This window comes from Nitratireductor lacus (genome assembly GCF_056431025.1).
Map to the genome: position 1 here is coordinate 1 of NZ_JBWKMB010000014.1, position 19,274 is coordinate 19,274.

17 protein-coding genes and 1 tRNA gene are annotated in these 19,274 nt (G+C 61.2%); 6 read left to right on the forward strand and 12 right to left on the reverse strand.

Annotated elements, in window-relative coordinates:
- Nucleotides 1-139 precede the first annotated feature (139 nt).
- Nucleotides 140-1,585 carry an alanine/glycine:cation symporter family protein gene (locus AC07E3_RS13000; RefSeq protein ID WP_336065239.1) on the reverse strand — a complete coding sequence of 482 codons (1,446 nt, stop codon included), beginning with the start codon at nucleotides 1,583-1,585 and terminating at the stop codon, nucleotides 140-142.
- A 337-nt stretch (nucleotides 1,586-1,922) separates the two neighbouring features.
- On the opposite strand from AC07E3_RS13000, the gene AC07E3_RS13005 reads away from it, so the two are divergent.
- From AC07E3_RS13005 to AC07E3_RS13015, 3 genes are all read left to right on the forward strand, one after another.
- Complete coding sequence (locus AC07E3_RS13005; protein WP_478362407.1) at nucleotides 1,923-2,174, forward strand: hypothetical protein; 252 nt, start codon at nucleotides 1,923-1,925, stop codon at nucleotides 2,172-2,174.
- Between the two features lie 224 nt (nucleotides 2,175-2,398).
- Entirely contained in the window at nucleotides 2,399-3,190 is a 792-nt protein-coding gene (locus AC07E3_RS13010) for a maleate cis-trans isomerase family protein (RefSeq protein WP_478362409.1), read from the forward strand.
- A 95-nt stretch (nucleotides 3,191-3,285) separates the two neighbouring features.
- Entirely contained in the window at nucleotides 3,286-3,468 is a 183-nt protein-coding gene (locus AC07E3_RS13015; protein WP_478362411.1) for a hypothetical protein, read from the forward strand.
- 497 nt (nucleotides 3,469-3,965) lie between these two features.
- On the opposite strand, the gene nudI is transcribed toward AC07E3_RS13015, so the two are convergent.
- On the reverse strand, nucleotides 3,966-4,397 hold the full coding sequence (gene nudI, locus AC07E3_RS13020) for a nucleoside triphosphatase NudI (protein WP_336065246.1): 432 nt from the start codon (nucleotides 4,395-4,397) through the stop codon (nucleotides 3,966-3,968).
- Between the two features lie 333 nt (nucleotides 4,398-4,730).
- Between nudI and AC07E3_RS13025 the strand changes: the two genes are divergently transcribed.
- The gene (locus AC07E3_RS13025; RefSeq protein WP_478362413.1) at nucleotides 4,731-5,699 is read left to right on the forward strand and encodes a hypothetical protein; all 969 of its coding nucleotides are present in this window, start codon (nucleotides 4,731-4,733) and stop codon (nucleotides 5,697-5,699) included.
- 140 nt (nucleotides 5,700-5,839) lie between these two features.
- Here AC07E3_RS13025 and AC07E3_RS13030 read toward each other — a convergent pair.
- A tRNA-Leu gene (locus AC07E3_RS13030) sits at nucleotides 5,840-5,924 on the reverse strand.
- Nucleotides 5,925-6,108: 184 nt separating this feature from the next.
- On the opposite strand from AC07E3_RS13030, the gene lipB reads away from it, so the two are divergent.
- Complete coding sequence (gene lipB, locus AC07E3_RS13035) at nucleotides 6,109-6,825, forward strand: lipoyl(octanoyl) transferase LipB (RefSeq protein WP_478362415.1); 717 nt, start codon at nucleotides 6,109-6,111, stop codon at nucleotides 6,823-6,825.
- Nucleotides 6,826-6,957: 132 nt separating this feature from the next.
- Nucleotides 6,958-8,715, forward strand: coding sequence for a gamma-glutamyltransferase (ggt, locus tag AC07E3_RS13040; protein WP_478362417.1), 1,758 nt, complete (start codon nucleotides 6,958-6,960; stop codon nucleotides 8,713-8,715).
- A gap of 472 nt (nucleotides 8,716-9,187) precedes the next feature.
- Here the strand turns inward: ggt and AC07E3_RS13045 are convergent, their stop codons facing one another.
- The 9 genes from AC07E3_RS13045 to AC07E3_RS13085 form a co-directional block, all read right to left on the reverse strand.
- Complete coding sequence (locus AC07E3_RS13045) at nucleotides 9,188-9,874, reverse strand: ABC transporter ATP-binding protein (RefSeq protein WP_478362419.1); 687 nt, start codon at nucleotides 9,872-9,874, stop codon at nucleotides 9,188-9,190.
- A complete protein-coding gene (locus AC07E3_RS13050; protein WP_478362421.1) occupies nucleotides 9,874-11,187 on the reverse strand; it encodes a lipoprotein-releasing ABC transporter permease subunit in 1,314 nt (437 codons plus the stop codon). The genes AC07E3_RS13045 and AC07E3_RS13050 overlap by 1 nt, the downstream gene beginning before the upstream one ends.
- A gap of 47 nt (nucleotides 11,188-11,234) precedes the next feature.
- Nucleotides 11,235-12,566, reverse strand: coding sequence for a proline--tRNA ligase (proS, locus tag AC07E3_RS13055; RefSeq protein ID WP_478362423.1), 1,332 nt, complete (start codon nucleotides 12,564-12,566; stop codon nucleotides 11,235-11,237).
- Between the two features lie 462 nt (nucleotides 12,567-13,028).
- On the reverse strand, nucleotides 13,029-13,298 hold the full coding sequence (locus AC07E3_RS13060; RefSeq protein ID WP_478362425.1) for a DUF1467 family protein: 270 nt from the start codon (nucleotides 13,296-13,298) through the stop codon (nucleotides 13,029-13,031).
- A gap of 7 nt (nucleotides 13,299-13,305) precedes the next feature.
- Nucleotides 13,306-13,710: a methylmalonyl-CoA epimerase gene (mce, locus tag AC07E3_RS13065; protein WP_478362427.1), complete on the reverse strand. Its 405-nt coding sequence runs from the start codon at nucleotides 13,708-13,710 to the stop codon at nucleotides 13,306-13,308.
- A 50-nt stretch (nucleotides 13,711-13,760) separates the two neighbouring features.
- Nucleotides 13,761-15,464, reverse strand: coding sequence for a ribonuclease J (locus tag AC07E3_RS13070; protein WP_478362429.1), 1,704 nt, complete (start codon nucleotides 15,462-15,464; stop codon nucleotides 13,761-13,763).
- Nucleotides 15,465-15,477: 13 nt separating this feature from the next.
- On the reverse strand, nucleotides 15,478-16,302 hold the full coding sequence (locus tag AC07E3_RS13075) for a biotin--[acetyl-CoA-carboxylase] ligase (RefSeq protein ID WP_336065265.1): 825 nt from the start codon (nucleotides 16,300-16,302) through the stop codon (nucleotides 15,478-15,480).
- Nucleotides 16,303-16,305: 3 nt separating this feature from the next.
- On the reverse strand, nucleotides 16,306-17,742 hold the full coding sequence (gene nuoN / locus AC07E3_RS13080) for an NADH-quinone oxidoreductase subunit NuoN (RefSeq protein WP_336065267.1): 1,437 nt from the start codon (nucleotides 17,740-17,742) through the stop codon (nucleotides 16,306-16,308).
- 15 nt (nucleotides 17,743-17,757) lie between these two features.
- The gene (locus AC07E3_RS13085; RefSeq protein WP_336065270.1) at nucleotides 17,758-19,272 is read right to left on the reverse strand and encodes an NADH-quinone oxidoreductase subunit M; all 1,515 of its coding nucleotides are present in this window, start codon (nucleotides 19,270-19,272) and stop codon (nucleotides 17,758-17,760) included.
- Between the last annotated feature and the right edge of the window lie 2 nt (nucleotides 19,273-19,274).

Consider the following 19,274-nt stretch of genomic DNA (forward strand, 5'->3'; position numbering starts at 1 on the left):
TGATGACGCCTGTTCCTGACAGGCAAAAACCAGAAACCGCACACACTTGAACAAAACCCCGCCGAAAATCGACGGGGTTTGTCAGTGGTCTGAGGGCAGGATCCCCTGCCCTTTCAACGCGTCAATCCTGGCACGGCAATCAGGCGCGTGCTGGTTCGTCACTCACCCTTCCGGTCCATGCCGTACGGTCGATATCGAGATCCGGGAATTTTTCCGGATCAAGCACCGGTCGCTCGACACCCGCCCTCAACTGCTCCCTGAAGTCTTTCAATATCCGCAGGCATGTGGGCAGGAGCATCATGATGGCGATGAGATTGACCAGCGCCAGAATGCCCATCATCGGATCGGAGAAGAAGAACACCGCGGTGGCACCGGGCGCCACGGCGCCAAGAAAGACGATCCCCATCACAATCGCACGCAGGGCGTTGATGGCCAGCGGGTGTTCGCTGATCACCGTCAGCGCGTTCTCGCCCAGATAGTAGTTGTAGATGATCGAGCTGAAGGCGAAGAGAAGAAGGATGAAGGTCAGGAAATACTGGGTCCACTCACCCAGATGAGAGACCAGCGACTGCTGGGTCAGAACGACGCCGTCGATGGCTTCGGCGCCTGGCGTGTAGACATCCCCCAATAAGATCACGAACGCCGTGCAGCTGCAGATCACGATCGTGTCGATGAAAACCGAGAAGGACTGGGTGATGCCCTGGCTGATCGGGTGGCGGACATCGGCCGTGGCCGCCACATTGGGAGCCGAGCCGAGACCGGCCTCATTGGAGAAGAGACCGCGGCGCAGGCCCTGTGCGAGTGCAGCCCCCATGCCGCCGCCAACCGCCTGTTCGAGACCGAACGCATTCATGACGATGGAATAGAGAACACCGGGAAGTTCGGTGATGTTGATGAGAATGACGATGATCGCCATCAGAAGATAGGCGACCGCCATGACGGGAACCACAATGTCCGCTGCCTTGGCGATACGGCGGATACCGCCGAAGACGATGAAACCGGCGATGACGGTCAGCAGGAGGCCAGACCACATGCGGTCGATGCCGAGGCTTTCCTGCGCCGCGCCGGCGACCGTGTTGCCCTGAAAGGCGTTGAAGCCGATGGCGAACGCCGCGATCAGGCAGATCGCATAAAGCACGGCGAGCCATTTGTATTCGGCCCCCAGACCATGAATGATCGACCGGGCCGGGCCGCCGCGAAATGTGCCGTCCGGTTCGCGCCGCTTGTAGAGCTGCGCCAGCGAACATTCCACCAGGCTTGTCGCCATGCCCACCAGGGCAATCGCCCACATCCAGAACACCGCGCCTGGCCCACCGAGCGTGATGGCCACCGCGACGCCAGCTATATTGCCGCCGCCGACCCGCCCGCCAACGGAAACGAGGAGAGCCGCACGCGCGGAGATCGCATTGGGGTCTCCGCTTTGATTTTTGGAAGAGAGGACGCGGAACATGCGCCTGAAAAACTGGAGCTGAACGAAACCGGTCAGCGCGGTGATGAAAATGCCCAGGACGACAAGGATGGGGATCAGCGACCATCCCCAGGTTAAGTCTCCGATAACGCCAAATAAGTTCTCGATGAAAGTCACTGTCGCACCCTCGCTTTTCGCAAATGGACCTTTGTCCCCACTGCTGATGTGCGACAGAATAACCCACAATCAAAAGCGGCACACCAGAAGAAATACACCCTCCAAAGCCAACTGGTTTGGAAGCGTTTTCCGTGGGAAGAACCCGTATTGCATCGCACTGGGAATGCCTGCAGCGCAAGGAGTGCCGGCCGCTTAACGCTTTCGTAACGCTCATGGGCGGCAGGCCGGGCTACCTCGATTAGCCTACTCGTCCCAACGGCCAGGTTGTGTTATTTCACCAGCACAATTCATCTTGAAAATCGACCCGAACAAAAATGACGTTCCCTGGGGGGAAAGCATGTCGCTCGCATTTAAGACCTGCGCGCCGGTCGACGTTGTCGCCGAGGCGCGGACCTGCCGAGACGCCATAGAGCCGGCACTGAAACGCATTGTAGCGTCCGCCCGGGAGCGCGGCTGGAGCCACCAGCAGGTTCATCTGGCGCTCATGGAAATCGCAATCGCCTCGATAAAGACCGAGCAGCTCGACATGGTCACACTTGCCCGCATGCGGCGCACCGCCTGGCGCGCCACCGCCCCCGCTGCCGACTGACCGGACCTTCGTTTCGCTTCACCGGGACAGCACAGTCGAGGCACCGCACGCCGGCATTTGGGCCGGCGCGTCAATCCGTGTATGTCTGTGCGGCAGATGACGATCCCGAAAAGCATGCTCCTGCCGCAAAAACGACCCTGCAGCGTCGATTGCCCGGTGGCGCAGGATGCCCGAAAGCCGCGATCCTCACGCTTGGCGAAAGACATGTAGAAGAACAGGGCCAGATGCTCGACCAACCAGAGAAAACACCTTTGCAGCAGCGCAAACGGGAAGTGCAGACGCCGGTGCGCTTCGACGCCGGACGGAATGCACGCGCCAAGATCGGCTTCGTCCTCCTGCCGAACGACCAACTGGTGGAAGAGGACATGGTGCGCATGGCCCCGCCCGGGGTTGGCGTCTATTTCTCCAGAGCCCGCATGCCGCATGAAATTTCCACCGCCACGCTTGCCCAACTCACCGGGAGCCTTGCCGAAACCGCCGGGCGCATTCTGCCCGACGACAGCCTCGACGTGGTCTGCCTCGCCTGCACCTCTGGAACCGTGGCTGTCGGCGAGATTCGGGTCTGCGATGAACTGAACAGGGGCGCGCCGAACGCCCGCGCCACCTCGCTCATGGGCAGCGTGACCAGGGCACTGGAGGCGCTGCAGGTGCGTCGCATCGCCGTCGGCACGCCCTACGCACACGAATTGACCGACACTGTGGTGGGCTATCTGCAGGATGAAGCCGGTTTCGAAATCACCGCCTATGCGGGGCTTGGTCTTGATTACGACCGCGACATGGTGCGGGTCACGCCCGACTATCTGCTCGAATTCGCCGCCAGTCTCGATACGCCGGAGGCGGAGGCCCTCTTGATAAGCTGCAGCGCATTGCGGTCACTTGAGATCGTCGAGGCGCTCGAAGAGAAGATCGGCAAACCGGTCGTCGTGAGCAATCAGGCAATGATGTGGAACTGCCTGCGGCTGGCCGGCATCGAGGATCCGCTCCCAGGCTATGGCGCGCTTTTTCGCCATTTCTGACCGCCGGCTGCGGCGGCCACCACCTGGAATTCTTAAGACCGGGAAGAAATCGTGATGCAGCGTTTTTCGGATCGGGGGATTACCCTGCAGACGAAATGCAGCGCGAAGCGATTGACATGCTCCTGGAGTTCCTGAACGCACTGGCCCTCATGATTTCCTTCGTGGTGCTTTCAACCGCGACGGTGGAGTTCCTGTCACGCGTGGTCAGCCACACCTATCTCCGCAGACAGCCCCGCCTGCCCGTCACGCGGTGTGAACTGACTGGTGGTGTGAACTGACTGGCCGCATTTTCCGCTGTCCGGGCTTTTCCATGAACAGATAGAAAATCTTGGGACAAACAAAAAATCTCCCCCGACGCAAGTCGAAGAAGATTCCTTGTTCACTCAATCGATGAACGAGAGTGAAGCGCCCCACCCCATTACCCCCAACGGCCGGGACGACTCTCGTTAGCACGCACACAAACTTCGCGAATTAACACAGGTTAAGTTTGTCAGTCATTGCTGGGGATGCCGGGCCGGTTGCCTGCCAGAAAACCGGCCGTCGGTTGTCGGGTTGCATGCCACCGCCGCATCCCGTCACGACAGTTTTCCCAAAACGGTCCCGGATTGCGGACAAGAAGGCTCGGCAGAGAGCGCAGTGAAAGCTCCGGCCACTGGCGGGGTATATTCAGCCGTCCGTATGCTTTGGGACGAGGCGCCGGAACCATAGAATAGCTGCGACACGATGAACGCGGGGCTTTGTCCCGCGGCTTACGTCCGCAGGCGTTTGCGCTGCGTTACGAGGCGATCAACCCCTTGGCCTCCAACGTCACGCGCGTTGCCTCATTGAGATCGTATTGCCCGAGATCGCCCGGCAGGACCCATGCAAAATCCTCGAACTCATCGCTGATGGAGACGCTGCGGTTGGCCGCCCTGCAATCAAAAATGAGATATATCATGTAAATCTGTTCGGACGTCCCGTCCGGGTAGGTCTTTGTCCTCACATCGTCACGGAACGTCCACGGCTGCACTGTCTCAATCGTCAGGCCGGAACCCAGTTCTTCTTCGATCTCTCGAAGCAACCCTTCCGTTATGCTCTCGCCTTGTTCCAGACCACCACCAGAGAGCGCCCATTGCCCCGGAAAGACTCCCCGGTCACCCGGCATCTTGCAGAGAAGGTAAGCACCTTCGTTTTCGATCAATGGGCAAACAATAATTCTTTGACGCATGGTTCTCTCAACCTATCTGACTGCTCAAGGAGATATCCGTTTCTTAAATCGTGGTGATGACCACACAAGCCCCAAAGCAACCATCACTCTATGATGGCAGTCCCAGACCATCTCAAGTTTTTCAATAAAGGATGGAAACGCAGTTTACGGATTACGTGATCGCGGCGATGCCGGGTCGCGCGACCTCCCTGATTGACCGGCGAGCGGGGCGCGGATGAACAAAGCTGATTTCTGGCCGGGAGTGGTAATCTGGTAAGTCAATTTCACTAATTGCGTTCGGATCGATATCCGCCATCGTTTCCTCAAGTCTAAACGGGGCTTGGGCGAGACGGTATGAGAGCATTCGTTCTTCTTGCGCTTCTGTTTCAACTCGCGCTGACAGCGCCGGTTTCCGCTCTGAACCTGGAAGTGTGCAATTCAGGTGAGGAAACGATCTTCATCGCTCATGCGGAGTCTTCCTTCAATTCACCGTACCGCGCCGTCGGCGGATGGACGGAATTGACACCGAACAGATGCTGGAGGCGCGAAGCGCCCAAAATGGACAGAATGTCGGTTCTTGCGGCCTACGTAGATGGGCAGGGACGCCTTGGCGCCGTGCAATTCAATCCAGATTTCCGGGCGGGCGGGCAGTACTCGTTGTCCCGAGGTCCCTACTCATTCTGCGTTCACCCCAAGGACGGGTTTTTCCGTGGACGGGTTCGCACCGCCGGTGCTCGCTGCCCGCAAGAAATGGTTCGCGTCAAGTTTCCCTTCTACATTGCAGGACGAGGTGGGGCAGGACGAGGTGGGGCAGGACAAAGAGAGCCTGGCGCTCTTGCCAGGCTGAAGGTTGCCGTGAAGCGCGGCACGCTCCATGAAGATTACGCCGTCATTCCCTGGGAGCCCGAAGAAGCTCCGCCTGACCCGCAGGAAGAGCGCTACGCGAATTCAGGCAGGATAGACCTGCTGCGCGGCCCGAGCGCACGGCAGATCGAAGCTGCGGAGTATCGGAACCTTCAGCTTCGCATGCAGATCGCGAATGCTCTGATTCTGAAGGATGCAAAGCTGAAGATTCATTCGCTTGACCTGGACAGATGTTTGTCGACCAAGGATGGGCCATTCTATTGCCGATACAAGCTCGACGCCCAGATTGAAGCGTCGAAGAAGATGCGACCGATGGCCCAGCTCCTGAACCTCGGATTTCTGTTCAAAGGCTACTATTGGTCCTCATTCACGGTAAGCCGGGGTCGCTGGGTGATCGTCAAGCAGTATGAAGGCTGCAGGGTCTCGGATGTGGATATCAGGTGCTGGAGCCGCAAATAGCTGCGGCAGAACCCGGTGCGTGGAGTGCCGGGAGCAGGCCAAATCAGCAATTGAAAGCATCAATGTGTCCCACGCATGGGGCCGACGTGGGACATTCTCATGTCCGTGCCGTTGAAAACCATACTCTTTGGGAGAGAGCTTGGTGCGGTCGAGAAGACTCGAACTTCCACGGGTTGCCCCACAGCGACCTCAACGCTGCGCGTCTACCAATTCCGCCACGACCGCACGCAGCTGGAGGCCGGTTCGCACCGGCACCGGGCATGTAGCAAATCGGATTTGGGGAAACAAGCGCCCTTCTTCAAAAAGACGAAAAAAAACACCCACAAAACCACAGAAGCCACACACTGGACCCGCAGCCGGTTTATCTCCATATGTGACGGGCAGTTTCAGTACCTGATGGGATGATGCGATGAGCGAACGCGGCCAGATCGACACGGAATTCCTGCCGCGCATGGCGGGCCCAACCGTCGAATGGCGAATCGAACCGGGGCTTACCGATTACGAGAAAGCCGTCGCCTTCATGGAAGGGCGTGCCGGCCTCATTCGCGAAGGAAAAGCCGCCGAGATGGTGTGGCTGGTGGAACACCCGCCGCTCTACACCGCCGGCACCAGCGCCAACAGCGCCGACCTGCTCGAAAAAGGCCGCTTCCCGGTCCACAAGACCGGTCGCGGCGGCGAATACACCTATCATGGGCCAGGTCAGCGGGTCGCCTATGTGATGCTCGACCTGAAGACCCGCCGCGAGGATGTGCGCGCCTTCATCGCCGCCCTGGAAGCCTGGATCATCGCCACGCTGGAACGGTTCAACATCAAGGGCGAGCGGCGTGAGGACCGTGTCGGTGTCTGGGTGGCGCGACCGGACAAGCCGCCCCTGCCCGGCGGCCTGCCCGCCGAAGACAAGATTGCCGCCATCGGCATTCGCCTGCGGCGCTGGGTCAGCTTTCACGGCATCTCGATCAATGTCGAACCGGATCTGGCTCATTTCGGCGGCATCGTCCCCTGCGGTATAAGCGGTTACGGTGTCACCAGCCTGGTCGATCTCGGCCTGCCGGTGACGATGGAGGATCTCGACCTGGCGCTCAAGGCGGCTTTTGCGGAGGTGTTTGGCCCTGCGGAAAGCCGTTGACGTCCAGGACGGGTCCGACATGAACAGGCGGGGTGCGATCGGCAAATCGCCGGCAGCCGCGCCATTCAAGGCTTGAGAGCGTTTCGACGGTCCGGTCCCGGATGCGGCGGCGCTCTGACGGAGGAGCGCGCAATGCGATTATCACATGCCTTTGGGGCGTTTGCCCTTGTTTCCCTGACCATGGCTCATGGGGCGTTCGCCCAGCAGGCGACGGACGCCCACGCGCCCGAGATCGCCAGCGGGCTGACGGATAAAACCACGGTTCACGCAAAAGATCAGATGGTCGCGGCGGCCAATCCGCTCGCGGCGGAGGCTGGCCTCGACATCCTGCGCAAGGGCGGAAGTGCGGCCGATGCGCTTGTGGCAGTGCAGACTGTGCTCGGCCTCGTGGAGCCGCAGTCCTCCGGCATCGGCGGCGGGGCATTTCTCGTCTGGTATGACGCGGCAAGCGGCAAGGTGACGACCTTCGACGGACGTGAGACCGCACCCGCCGCGGCCACACCGAACCTCTTCCTCAACGAACAGGGCGAGCCGCTCGCCTTCTTCGACGCCGTGGTCGGCGGACGCTCGGTTGGCGCGCCCGGCGTGGTGCGCCTGATGGAAACCGTCCACAAGCGCGCCGGCAAACTCGAGTGGCAAACACTTCTCCAACCGGCAATCCGGCTTGCCGAGGGCGGCTTCACTGTCTCGCCGCGGCTTCATGCACTGATCGAGGACGACAGGGGACGCCTCGACACGCAACCGGCCACCCGCGCCTATTTTTACGACAGTGACGGCAAGGCGCTGGCGGCCGGCTCGATCCTCAAAAACCCGGACTATGCCGCAACACTGAAACGAATCGCCGAATACGGTGCCGACGGCTTTTACAAAGGGCCGGTCGCAGAGAAAATCGTGGCGGCAGTGAAAGCGCACGAAGGCAATCCGGGTCTTCTGACACTCGACGATCTCGCGGGTTACGAGGTCAAGGAGCGTGACGCCGTGTGCGCACCCTATCGCGGGCTCGAGGTCTGCGGTATGGGGCCACCCTCCTCCGGTGCCCTGACCGTCGGGCAGATTCTCGGCATGGTCTCGACATTCGATCTAGGCAGTCTCGGACCTGACGATCCCGAAAGCTGGCGCATTATCGGCGATGCAACGCGTCTCGCCTTTGCCGACCGTGGCCGCTACATGGCCGACAGCGACTTCGTCAAAATGCCGAAAGGCCTGCTCGACCAGGATTACCTAAAAGCTCGCGCGGCGCTGATCCGCCGACCGACCGCGCTTGGCGCGGACGATGTGACCGCCGGCGACCCGCCATGGGACAAGGCGGAACTGCGCATGGACGGGATGAGCCTCGAACAGCCCTCCACCTCGCATTTCGTGATCGTCGACAGGGATGGCAATATCGCTTCGATGACGACGTCGGTGGAGAGCGCTTTCGGCTCGCGCCAAATGGCGGCGGGTTTCATCCTCAACAACCAGCTCACGGATTTCTCATTTTCGCCCGAGGCCGATGGCGAGGCTGTCGCAAACAGGGTTCAGCCCGGCAAGCGGCCCCGCTCCTCCATGTCGCCAACCATCGTTCTCAAAGATGGAAAACCGCTTCATGCGCTTGGTTCGCCCGGCGGCAGCAACATCATCCCCTATGTGGCAAACACGATCATCGCGCTGACCGACTGGGACATGAACATGCAGCAGGCCATCGACCTGCCGCATCTGACCAACCGCTTTGGCACCTACACGCTGGAAGCCGGCACAAGAGCCGAGGAAATGCAGAACGACCTCGACGCACTCGGCTTCAAGACGTCCATCGGCGATCTCAACTCCGGCCTGCACGGCATCACCATCACCGCGCAGGGGCTGGAAGGCGGTGCGGACCCGCGGCGCGAAGGCGTGGCCGTGGGAGATTAGGTCGCCATGCGGCGCCAACTCGGCCACCGAAAAGGCGCCCCTAACCATTGATGGAGTATCGGGATAACCGGAAACCGGCTTTCCCGCTTCGGTGCAATGTGCCGAGAACGCTTCGCATCTGAAAAAGCACCGGACAGAGAGGCGGGCCTTCCCGCCTCTTTTTCATTCAGACGATGCCGGCAGCCCTGCGCGGCACCGGTAGACGTCAGATTGCGCCGATCACCACGGCGGCCATCATGATGAAGGAGCTGACGGCAACGAGCGAGACGACATCCTGAAAAAGATCGGTCATTTATCCCTCCTGATCACTTTATAACCCCTTTATGTTCTATTTTTGTTCCTTCGTCAAGCATGCCTGACGCGCCCGATGCCGCTCGGGCCGGTCAGGGTTTACGCAGGGTTAATCCAACGGGTTTTCGGCAGCCATGCGGAGGCGGCATGTGCTGCGTGGACAGTGGAGCGGGAGCGGGAATCAGCCTTTCCAGGGAACGACCTTGCCGCCGTCCAGTGTCACGACCCGATCCATTCGCGCGGCCAGCTCATGGTTGTGGGTGGCGATCAGCGCGGCAAGGCCGGACTGGCGCACCAGCGCCTCGAGCGCATCGAACACATAGCCGGCCGTCCTGGGATCAAGATTGCCGGTCGGCTCGTCGGCAAGCAGCACGCGCGGCGCATTGGCAACCGCGCGGGCGATGGCCACGCGCTGCTGCTCGCCGCCGGAAAGTTCGGCCGGCCGGTGGCTCGCACGGTGGCCGACACGCAGATAGTCGAGCAGCTGCCCCGCCCGCTCCTTCGCTTCGACCGGCGCCATGCCGGTGATCATCTGCGGGATCATGATGTTCTCCTCGGCGGAGAACTCGGGCAGAAGATGATGAAACTGATAGACGAAGCCGATCTCGTTGCGGCGGATCGCCGTGCGCGCGTCATCGGAAAGCCGCCCGCAGGCCCGACCGGCGATGGTGACCTCGCCCGCGTCCGGCGCCTCGAGAAGACCGGCGAGGTGAAGCAGCGTCGACTTGCCGGCGCCCGACGGTGCGACGAGCGCCACCATCTCTCCCGGTTTCAGTGAAAACGCTGCATCCTTGAGAATGGTGAGCCTGCCCTCGCCTTCGCGATAGCTGCGCTCGATGCCCTTCAGTTCGAGAATTGGTCCCGCCATCAGTCATACCTCAGCGCATCGACCGGATCGAGCCGGGAGGCTCGCCAGGCAGGAAAGAGCGTTGCCACGAAGGACAGGACCAGCGCCATGATGATAACGGCCACCGTCTCGCCCGCTTCCATCTTGGCCGGCAACTGGCTCAGGAAATAGAGTTCGGGATCGAAGATTGTGGTGCCCGACAGCCAGGAGAAAAACTGGCGGATCGATTCCACATTCCAGCAAATGACGACACCGAGGATCACGCCGGCGACGGTGCCGGCAACGCCGATCGCCGCACCGGTCATCAGAAAGATGCGCATGATGGCGCCGCTTGTCGCCCCCATGGTGCGCAGAATGGCAATGTCGTGCCCCTTGTCCTTCACCAGCATGACCAGACCGGAAATGATGTTGAGCGCGGCAACAAGCACGATCATGGTCAGGATCATGAACATGACGTTGCGCTCCACTTCGAGCGCGGAGAAGAAAGTGCTGTTGCGCTGGCGCCAGTCGGAGAGAAGGATGGGGCGCTGAGCGGCCTCCTCGACCTTCGGCCGCAGCGTGTCCACGGCATCGGGATTGTCGACGAAGAGTTCGATCGACTGCACGAGCCCCTCTGCATTGAAATAGAGCTGCGCTTCCTGGAGCGGCATGTAGATGATGGAGGAATCGTATTCCGACATGCCGATCTCGAAGGTCGCAGAGATCGGATAGGTTTTCACGCGCGGCGTGGTGCCGAAGGGCGTGATGTCGCCCTCGGGGGCGACCAACGTCACGGAATCGCCGACCGTGAGGCCGAGATTCTGCGCCATGCGCGAGCCGACCGCCAGCCCTTCGCCGGCGGCGAAGCCGACCAGCGAGCCGTCCTTGATGTTGTCGGAAACCAGTTCCAGCCGGGACAGGTCATCCGCCCGCACACCGCGCACCACGGCGCCGGTTCCCGCGCCGCTGCGGCCGGAAACGAGAACCTGCCCCTGCACCATCGGCATGGCGAGGCGCACGCCCTCGACGCCCTCGATGCGGCTGGCAACAGCCTCATAATCATCCATCGGCATGTCGATCGGCTGCACGATGAGATGGCCGTTGACGCCCAGGATGCGGGTCAGCAGTTCGGCGCGGAAACCGTTCATCACCGCCATCACCACAATCAGCGTTGCCACACCCAGCATGATACCGATGAAGGAGATCGAGGCGATCACCGAGATCACCGTCTCCTTGCGGCGAGAGCGCAGGTAGCGCCAGGCGATCAGCCGCTCGAAACGGGAGAACGGTCCGGCGCCCAGGGGTTTTCCCGGGGCGCTCTGCGCGGCTTCTCCGCTGGTGGCGGCTTCACTCATGGCTCGACCTCAAAGGCTTTTGCGCAAACAGAAATCGCGGCGCCGCCTCATGCTGCGCCCTGAGCAAGGCGGTTGAGCGCATCCGCAACCGACAGGGAGACCCGTTCGCCGGAGGCCCGGTTCTTGAGCTCGACCTCGCCATTGGCGACACCGCGCGGGCCGACCACCAATTGCCAGGGAAGACCGATAAGGTCCGCAGTGGCGAACTTGCCGCCGGCGCGCTGGTCCGTATCGTCATAGAGCACATCCTTGCCCGCGGCCTGCAGCTTTCCATAAAGCTCTTCGCAGATGCGGTCGCAGGCTTCGTCGCCCACCTTCATGTTGATCAGGCCCACATCGAACGGCGCGACGCTCTCCGGCCAGATGATGCCGTTCTCGTCATGGCTCGCCTCGATGATGGCCGCCAGAAGGCGGCTCGGACCAATACCGTAGGATCCCATGGACACATGATGCTCCTTGCCGTCCGGACCGGTGACGGTCGCGTTCATGGGCTTGGAATACTTGGTCCCGAAGTGGAAAATATGGCCGACTTCGATGCCGCGCGCAGAAACCTTCTCATCGTCGGGTACAGCGTTCCATGCGGCTTCGTCGTGCATCTCGTCGGTCGCCGCATAGGGCGTGGTCCAGGTGGTGACGATGTCGGCGATCTCCGCATCATTGCCGAAGTCGACATCGGCGCCCGGCACCTGCAGTTCTAGGAACTCCTTGCGGCAGAACACCTCGCTCTCGCCGGTGGAGGCGAGAATGATGAATTCGTGGCTCAGATCGCCACCGATGGGGCCGGTGTCGGCGCGCATCGGGATAGCCTGCAGCCCCATGCGGGCAAATGTGCGCAGATAGGCAACGAACATGCGGTTATAGGCGGCCTTCGCGCCCTCGAAGTCGAGATCGAAGGAATAGGCGTCCTTCATCAGGAACTCGCGCGAACGCATCACGCCGAAGCGCGGGCGCACCTCGTCGCGGAACTTCCACTGGATGTGATAGAGATTGAGCGGCAAATCCTTGTAGGACTTCACGTAGGAGCGGAAGATGTCCGTCACCATCTCTTCATTGGTGGGACCGTAGAGCATCCTGCGCTCGTGCCGGTCGGTGATGCGCAGCATCTCCTTACCGTAATCGTCATAGCGCCCGCTCTCCATCCACAGATCGGCAGACTGGATGGTGGGCATCAGGATTTCCTGCGCCCCGGCCCGGTTCTGCTCCTCGCGGATGATCTGGTTCACCTTGTCCAGAACGCGCTTGCCCAGCGGTAGCCAGGAAAAGCTTCCGGCGCCCTGCTGGCGGATCATACCGGCGCGCAGCATCAGGCGATGCGAGACGATTTCGGCCTCACGAGGGGTTTCTTTCAGGATCGGCAGAAAGTAGCGCGACAGTCGCATAAACGCATCCATTGAAGCGGCTCGGACGAGCCTGTTCGGAATCAAAGTGACAAATGGTTCAGGGCCGGTGTCTTAACCATTTCGCAATGAATTGAAAAGCCGAAGCCTTGCACCGCCCTCCGCTCGCCACACAAAAGGACGGCAGCATACGGATTTGATAACAATGCATTTCAAACGCGATTTTCCTCGTGACATTTCGTCTCAACTTGATCTATGGTGCCCTCCCATAACAAGAGGGTGAAGCTGAAAATTCATCCTCACTACGCGGTCAAAGTCTTGGGAGGATGCGGTCCAGGCGCGGTTACACGCAGCCGCCGACGATGATACGGTAAAGGATCGGACGCGTTGAGTTAGCAAGGCCTCTTGGCCTTGCATTTTTTTTGGGCCAAGCCCATTCCCCGATGTCTTAGGAGATGCTTTCGCCGCGCCGAAGCGTTTGCCGCATGACGGCTGCAGATTGCGTCAGTCGAACCTGGGCACGACCCTTGGAATATCGTCGAACGAATAGCCAAGGCCCCGTGTCACAAGGATCAGGAGACCGCAGATCACCAGGGCGATGATCGTGGTGCGGATCAGGGCGCGCAGCATATGCGGCCCGCGCGGCGCGCTTTCGGTAGTGCCAAGCGTCACCTCGCCGTCTTCCTCCTGCGTGCGCAGACCGAACGGCAGCGCGATGAAGAGCACCGTCCACCAGACGATGAAGAAAACGGCCAAAAGAGAAATCCAGCTCATCAGAACCTCAGACCTGTTCGAGTTCCACGAGAGTGCCGGCGAAATCCTTTGGATGAAGGAAGAGCACCGGCTTGCCATGGGCACCGGTCTTCGGCTGTCCGTCTCCGAGGATGCGCGCACCATCCGCCCTCAGCCGGTCGCGCGCGGCAATGATATCGGCCACCTCATAGCATATGTGATGCATGCCACCGTCCGGTTTTTTCGAGAGGAAGCCGGCAATCGGCGATCCCTCGCCAAGCGGCTCCAGTAGCTCGACCTTGGTGTTGTCGAGCTCTACGAAAACCACCGTAACACCATGCTCGGGCAGAGCCTGCGGGGCAGAAACGCGGGCGCCCAGCGTATCGCGGTAAAGGGCAGACGCTTTTTCAAGGTCCGGCACGGCGATCGCCACGTGATTGAGCTTTCCGAGCATCGGCCTGGTTCTCTCCTGCAATGCGGCGGGTTTTCCATCCCGCCCCCTGCTTATTGCGTGACGAATACGGTCACAATGGGCTTTTTGCCCCATGCGGCATTTGCCGCATTGCGCACGGCGCGCCGAACCGATTCCGACACCAGGTCGAGATCCTTGCGGCGGTTGCGCGGTATGCTGCGCAAAGCACCGGATGCTGCGTCCAGCATGATATCCTCGAGAAGCTCTCCCCGCGCATCACGTTCGGCCACACCGATGGCGACGATATCGGGGTCGCCATCGAGATTGAAGCGCTCATCAAGCACAACGTTGAGCACGACATGGCCGGCATAGGAGAGCTTGCGGCGATCGCGGATGCCCATCTCTTCATCGTCGCCGAGAAGCCGGCCATCCTTGAAGAAACGCCCATGCTGCACCTCGCCGATGATCTCGGCCGGTCCGGGAGCAAGGCGCAGCATGTCGCCATTGCGCACCTGCGAGACCTCGGGAATGCCTTCCATGGCGCCGAGCGAGCCTTGAGCGACGAGATGGGCGGCCTCGCCATGCACCGGCACGAGGATCTGCGGACGCACCCAGGAATACATGCGCTTCAATTCGCTGCGGCGGGGGTGGCCGGAGACATGAACCAGCGCGTCGTCATCCTCGATGATCTCGATGCCCATCTCGATCAGTCGGTTCTTGGTTTCCAGAACCGCCTTCTCGTTGCCGGGAATGAGGCGCGAGGAATAGACGACCGTGTCGCCTGCCGTCAGCGCGACATTGCGCATCTCATCACGGGCGAGCTTGGCGAGTGCGGCGCGGCTTTCGCCCTGGCTGCCGGTGCACAGCACCACGACCTTGTCGCGCGGGACGTGCTGGAATTCGTCCTCGTCCAGATACTCCGGCAGGCCGTCGAGATAGCCGAGTTCCGTCGCCACATCGATAACGCGTTTCATGGAACGGCCGAGCACGAGAAGCTGGCGACCGGCATCGCGCGCGGCCTCCGCAATGGAGCGGATGCGCCCGACATTCGAAGAGAAGGTGGTCACGACCACACGGCCCGACGCCGCCTCGATCACTTCCTTCAGCCCTTCGCCCACAGCTTGCTCGGTGGGGGATTCGCCTTCGCGCATCGCATTGGTGGAATCGCAGACGAGCGCCAGAACGCCTTCATCGCCGATCGCGCGGAAGCGCGCCTCGTCGGTCTTGGGCCCGATGGCGGGAGCCGGATCGATCTTCCAGTCGCCCGTATGCACCACCCTGCCGAGCGGGGTCGTGATGGCGAGCGAAACCGGCTCGGGAATGGAGTGCGCGACGGCAACGGCCTCGATGCTGAACGGACCGATCTCGAAGGTTTCGCCGGCCCTGAATATCTTCACCGGCACATCGGGCGCACCGGATTCGGACTGGCGCTTGGCCTCCAGAAGTCCGGCGGCAAAGGGCGTCATCCAGACATCGGCCTTGAGCAGCGGCCAGAGATCGAGCACCGCGCCGTAGTGATCTTCATGGGCGTGGGTGATCACGATGCCGCGCAACCGGTCGACCTCACCGCGAATGAAGCTGATGTCGGGCAGAACCAGATCAACGCCCGGAAGCTCCGGCCCCGGAAAGGTGACGCCGCAATCGACAACGATCCATTCGCGTTTGCCGGCGGGCCCGAAACCATAGAGGCCGAAATTCATGCCGATCTCGCCGACACCGCCAAGCGGACAGAAAACCAGCTCGGCATTCTTCAGGTCGCCGCTCTTGGCCGGCTTTTTTGTGCTGGAACGCGCCATGGGTCCCTTTCTCTTAATCTGCCTGCGCAGAGGCGACCGCGCCGAAATGCACGTCGCCTGCTGCAATTCTCAACAATGAACCGTCCGCCTCGCGGATGACGAAGCGACAGGCCTCGTCGATGGTTTCGAATGTGCCGCGCACCACGCGGCCGTCGACACGGATGGACACAGGCGAGCCGAGCCCTGCCGCTCGCTTGAGCCAGCGGCTACGAATGGCATCAAGCCCGCGCCCGCCATTCCAAAGGCGACTGTTATCGACCCAGGCGTCCGAAAGCGCAAGGAACAGATCGCCCGCATCACCGCCAAACCCCAACGCCCTGAGCGAGGTTGCCGGATAGGGCGTGTTGTCCGGGTGAGAGATGACATTCACGCCAATGCCCACCGCAATGGCGAACCGACCATCGGGCAGGATGGTCGATTCCAGAAGAATGCCGGAAAGCTTCGCCCCGTCGGCCAGAACGTCGTTGGGCCATTTGAGCGCAAAGCGCCCACCGGGCAGGTCGCCGCCATCGGCAGCAACCGCGATGCGCTTTTCCGGCACGACTGCCAGAAGCGCATCAGACAGGGCCAGCCCTGCAACGAAGCCGAGCGTCGCCGCCGTGGCCGGCTCGAAATGACCGACATTCAGGAGCGTTGCTGCAAGATTGCCGGGCGGTGTCGCCCATTCCCGTCCGCGACGCCCTCGCCCGCTCTCCTGTCTGGAGGCGACAACCCAGAGATTGCCCGGATCGCCGGCGCGCGCATGATCGAGCGCCAGCGCATTGGTGGAGCCGACGCTCTCATGGGCTTCCAGCCGATAACCGGCCGTTTCCGCCGACGGCGCCAGACGAAAGGCCATGACCTAGAAGAAGGTCTTTGCGGCGGCCTCGGCAAAGCGCCCGACAGGGCCACCGATCAGAACGTAGAGCAGCACAAAGGCGCCCGACAGGAGCATGACGAAGCGCAGTTCGCCCGCCATGGGCTGGAAGCCGCCCGCCGATTCGTCGAACCACATGATCTTGATGACGCGCAGATAATAGAACGCGCCGACTACGGAGCTCACCACGCCGATGACCGCGAGTGCATAGAGTTTTGCGTCGATGGCCGCGAGGAACACATACCATTTTCCCCAGAAGCCTGCGAGCGGCGGAATGCCGGCCAGCGAGAACATGAGAATGGTCATGATCGTGGCCATCATCGGATTGGTCGACGAGAGGCCGGCGAGATCGTCGATCTGCTCGACATTGCCGTCATTGCGGCGCATGGCCAGGATCACGGCAAACGTGCCGAGCGTCATGGCCAGATAGATGAGCATGTAGATCGCCACGCCCTTCACGCCGGCCTCGGAATTCGCGGCAAGACCGACAAGCGCATAGCCCACATGACCGATGGAGGAATAGGCCATGAGGCGCTTGATGTTGCGCTGGCCGATGGCCGCGAAAGCACCAAGGATCATGGAGGCAATCGCGATGAAGACGATGATCTGCTGCCAGTCGCTGGCAATCGGCTCGAACGCCCCCATGGTGACACGCACCAGAAGCGCCATGGCGGCCATCTTGGGCGCGGCAGCAAAAAAGGCGGTGACCGGCGTCGGCGCGCCTTCATAGACGTCCGGCGTCCACATGTGGAACGGAACTGCCGAAATCTTGAAGGCGAGACCGGCAAGCACGAAGACCAGACCGAACACAAGGCCAAGCTGGCGCTCTGCGCCCGTCAGCGTTGCGGCGATGACGTCGAAGCCGGTGTTGCCCGTGTAGCCGTAGACCAGCGAAATGCCGTAAAGCATCATGCCCGAGGACAGAGCGCCAAGCACGAAGTACTTGAGGCCTGCTTCGGTGGAGCGTGCACTGTCGCGGTTGATGGCGGCAACGACATAGAGTGCAAGCGACTGCAGCTCGATGCCGAGATAGAGCGCGATCATGTCATTGGCCGAGATCATCAGCATCATGCCGAGCGTGGCCAGCATGATGAGAACCGGGAACTCGAACTTGTCGAACTTCTCCGCCTTGGCAAAACCGACAGACATGACAAGCGTCACGACGGAGCCGACCAGCGTCAGGATCTTCATGAAGCGGGCGAACGCATCGCTTACGAACGCGCCGCCGAAGGCGCGGCCATCGGCCGGGAAGATCACCATCAGCGCGATCACGGCGACCAGAAGCGCGACCGCAAGGCCGGTGACGGTGGAATTGGCACGGGGGCCGGAAAAGACACCGACCATCAGGAGCGCCATAGCGCCCACCGCCAGGATCAGCTCCGGCGTTGCAAGGATCAGGCTTATCGTCAGATCAGGCGTCATTCGCTTTCAATCCGTTTACTGCGCGGCAGCGGTTGCCGCTTCCCGTGCCATGTCGGCCGACAGGGAGACATTGTTCACAAGTGCTTCGACCGAAACTGCCGTCGCATCGAGGATCGGTGCCGGGTAGACACCGAAGAAGATGACCAGCGCCACCAGCGGGTAGAGGATCAGCTTCTCGCGCGCCGACAGATCGAGCATGCCCTTGAGGCTTTCCTTGGTGAGCGAGCCGAAAATCACCCGGCGATAGAGCCAGAGCGCATAGCCCGCCGACAGGATGACACCGGTGGTGGCGAAGAGCGCAACCCAGGTGTTGACCTTGAACACCGACAGAAGCGTCAGGAACTCGCCGACGAAGCCGCTGGTGCCGGGCAGGCCCACATTCGCCATGGTGAAGATCATGAACACGGTGGCGTATTTGGGCATGTTGTTGACCAGGCCGCCATAGGCCGCGATCTCGCGTGTGTGCATGCGGTCATAGATGACGCCGACACACAGAAAGAGAGCGCCCGAGACAAGGCCGTGCGAGAGCATCTGGAAGATCGCGCCCTGCACGCCCTGCTCGTTGATCGCGAAGATGCCCATGGTGACGAAGCCCATATGGGCGACCGACGAATAGGCGATCAGCTTCTTGATGTCCTCCTGCATCAGCGCCACCAGAGAGGTGTAGATGATGGCAATGACCGACAGGGTGAAGACCAGCGGCGCCAGATCGATGGAAGCGACCGGGAACATGGGAAGCGAGAAACGCAGGAAGCCATAGCCGCCCATCTTCAGGAGAATGCCCGCCAGGATGACCGAGCCGGCCGTCGGCGCTTCAACGTGCGCGTCGGGCAACCAGGTGTGAACCGGCCACATGGGCATTTTCACGGCGAAGGAGGCGAAGAAGGCCACCCATAGCCAGTATTGCATGCCCTCCGGGAAGACGTGGGTCAGAAGCGTCGGGATGTCCGTCGTTCCGGCCTGCCAGTACATCGCCATCATGGCGAGCAGCATCAGCACCGAGCCCAGCAGCGTGTAGAGGAAGAACTTGAAGCTCGCATAAACGCGCCGCTTGCCGCCCCACACCCCGATGATGATGAACATCGGGATCAGACCCGCTTCGAAGAAGACATAGAAGAGCACGATATCGAGCGCGCAGAACACGCCGATCATGAGCGTTTCCAGAATCAGGAACGCGATCATGTATTCCTTGACGCGGTGCTCCACCGCCTCCCAGCTTGCCAGAACGCACAGTGGCATGAGGAAGGTGGTCAGGATGACGAACAGCATGGAAATGCCGTCGACACCCATGTGATAGGAAATGCCGGAGCCCAGCCATTCGCGCTTTTCGACCATCTGGAAACCGGGCGTCGACGCATCGAAGCCGATCCAGATGAACAGCGACAGGACGAAGGTGAAGACCGTCGTCAAAAGCGCGACATTGCGAATGTTGCGGCGCGCACCGGCACCGTCCTCCCGGATCAGGAGGATGAGAAGCGCACCCACCAGCGGCAGGAAGGTGACCGTGGAAAGAATTGGCCAGTCGGTCATGG

Bases quoted from the DNA above. Each gene is read 5' to 3' on its own strand.
- AC07E3_RS13005 (WP_478362407.1), top strand. From the start codon at position 1,923: ATGTCGCTCGCATTTAAGACCTGCGCGCCGGTCGACGTTGTCGCCGAG.
- AC07E3_RS13010 (WP_478362409.1), top strand. From the start codon at position 2,399: ATGCTCGACCAACCAGAGAAAACACCTTTGCAGCAGCGCAAACGGGAA.
- AC07E3_RS13015 (WP_478362411.1), top strand. From the start codon at position 3,286: ATGCAGCGCGAAGCGATTGACATGCTCCTGGAGTTCCTGAACGCACTG.
- nudI (WP_336065246.1), bottom strand. From the start codon at position 4,397: ATGCGTCAAAGAATTATTGTTTGCCCATTGATCGAAAACGAAGGTGCT.
- AC07E3_RS13025 (WP_478362413.1), top strand. From the start codon at position 4,731: ATGAGAGCATTCGTTCTTCTTGCGCTTCTGTTTCAACTCGCGCTGACA.
- lipB (WP_478362415.1), top strand. From the start codon at position 6,109: ATGAGCGAACGCGGCCAGATCGACACGGAATTCCTGCCGCGCATGGCG.
- ggt (WP_478362417.1), top strand. From the start codon at position 6,958: ATGCGATTATCACATGCCTTTGGGGCGTTTGCCCTTGTTTCCCTGACC.
- AC07E3_RS13045 (WP_478362419.1), bottom strand. From the start codon at position 9,874: ATGGCGGGACCAATTCTCGAACTGAAGGGCATCGAGCGCAGCTATCGC.
- AC07E3_RS13050 (WP_478362421.1), bottom strand. From the start codon at position 11,187: ATGAGTGAAGCCGCCACCAGCGGAGAAGCCGCGCAGAGCGCCCCGGGA.
- proS (WP_478362423.1), bottom strand. From the start codon at position 12,566: ATGCGACTGTCGCGCTACTTTCTGCCGATCCTGAAAGAAACCCCTCGT.
- AC07E3_RS13060 (WP_478362425.1), bottom strand. From the start codon at position 13,298: ATGAGCTGGATTTCTCTTTTGGCCGTTTTCTTCATCGTCTGGTGGACG.
- mce (WP_478362427.1), bottom strand. From the start codon at position 13,710: ATGCTCGGAAAGCTCAATCACGTGGCGATCGCCGTGCCGGACCTTGAA.
- AC07E3_RS13070 (WP_478362429.1), bottom strand. From the start codon at position 15,464: ATGGCGCGTTCCAGCACAAAAAAGCCGGCCAAGAGCGGCGACCTGAAG.
- AC07E3_RS13075 (WP_336065265.1), bottom strand. From the start codon at position 16,302: ATGGCCTTTCGTCTGGCGCCGTCGGCGGAAACGGCCGGTTATCGGCTG.
- nuoN (WP_336065267.1), bottom strand. From the start codon at position 17,742: ATGACGCCTGATCTGACGATAAGCCTGATCCTTGCAACGCCGGAGCTG.
- AC07E3_RS13085 (WP_336065270.1), bottom strand. From the start codon at position 19,272: ATGACCGACTGGCCAATTCTTTCCACGGTCACCTTCCTGCCGCTGGTG.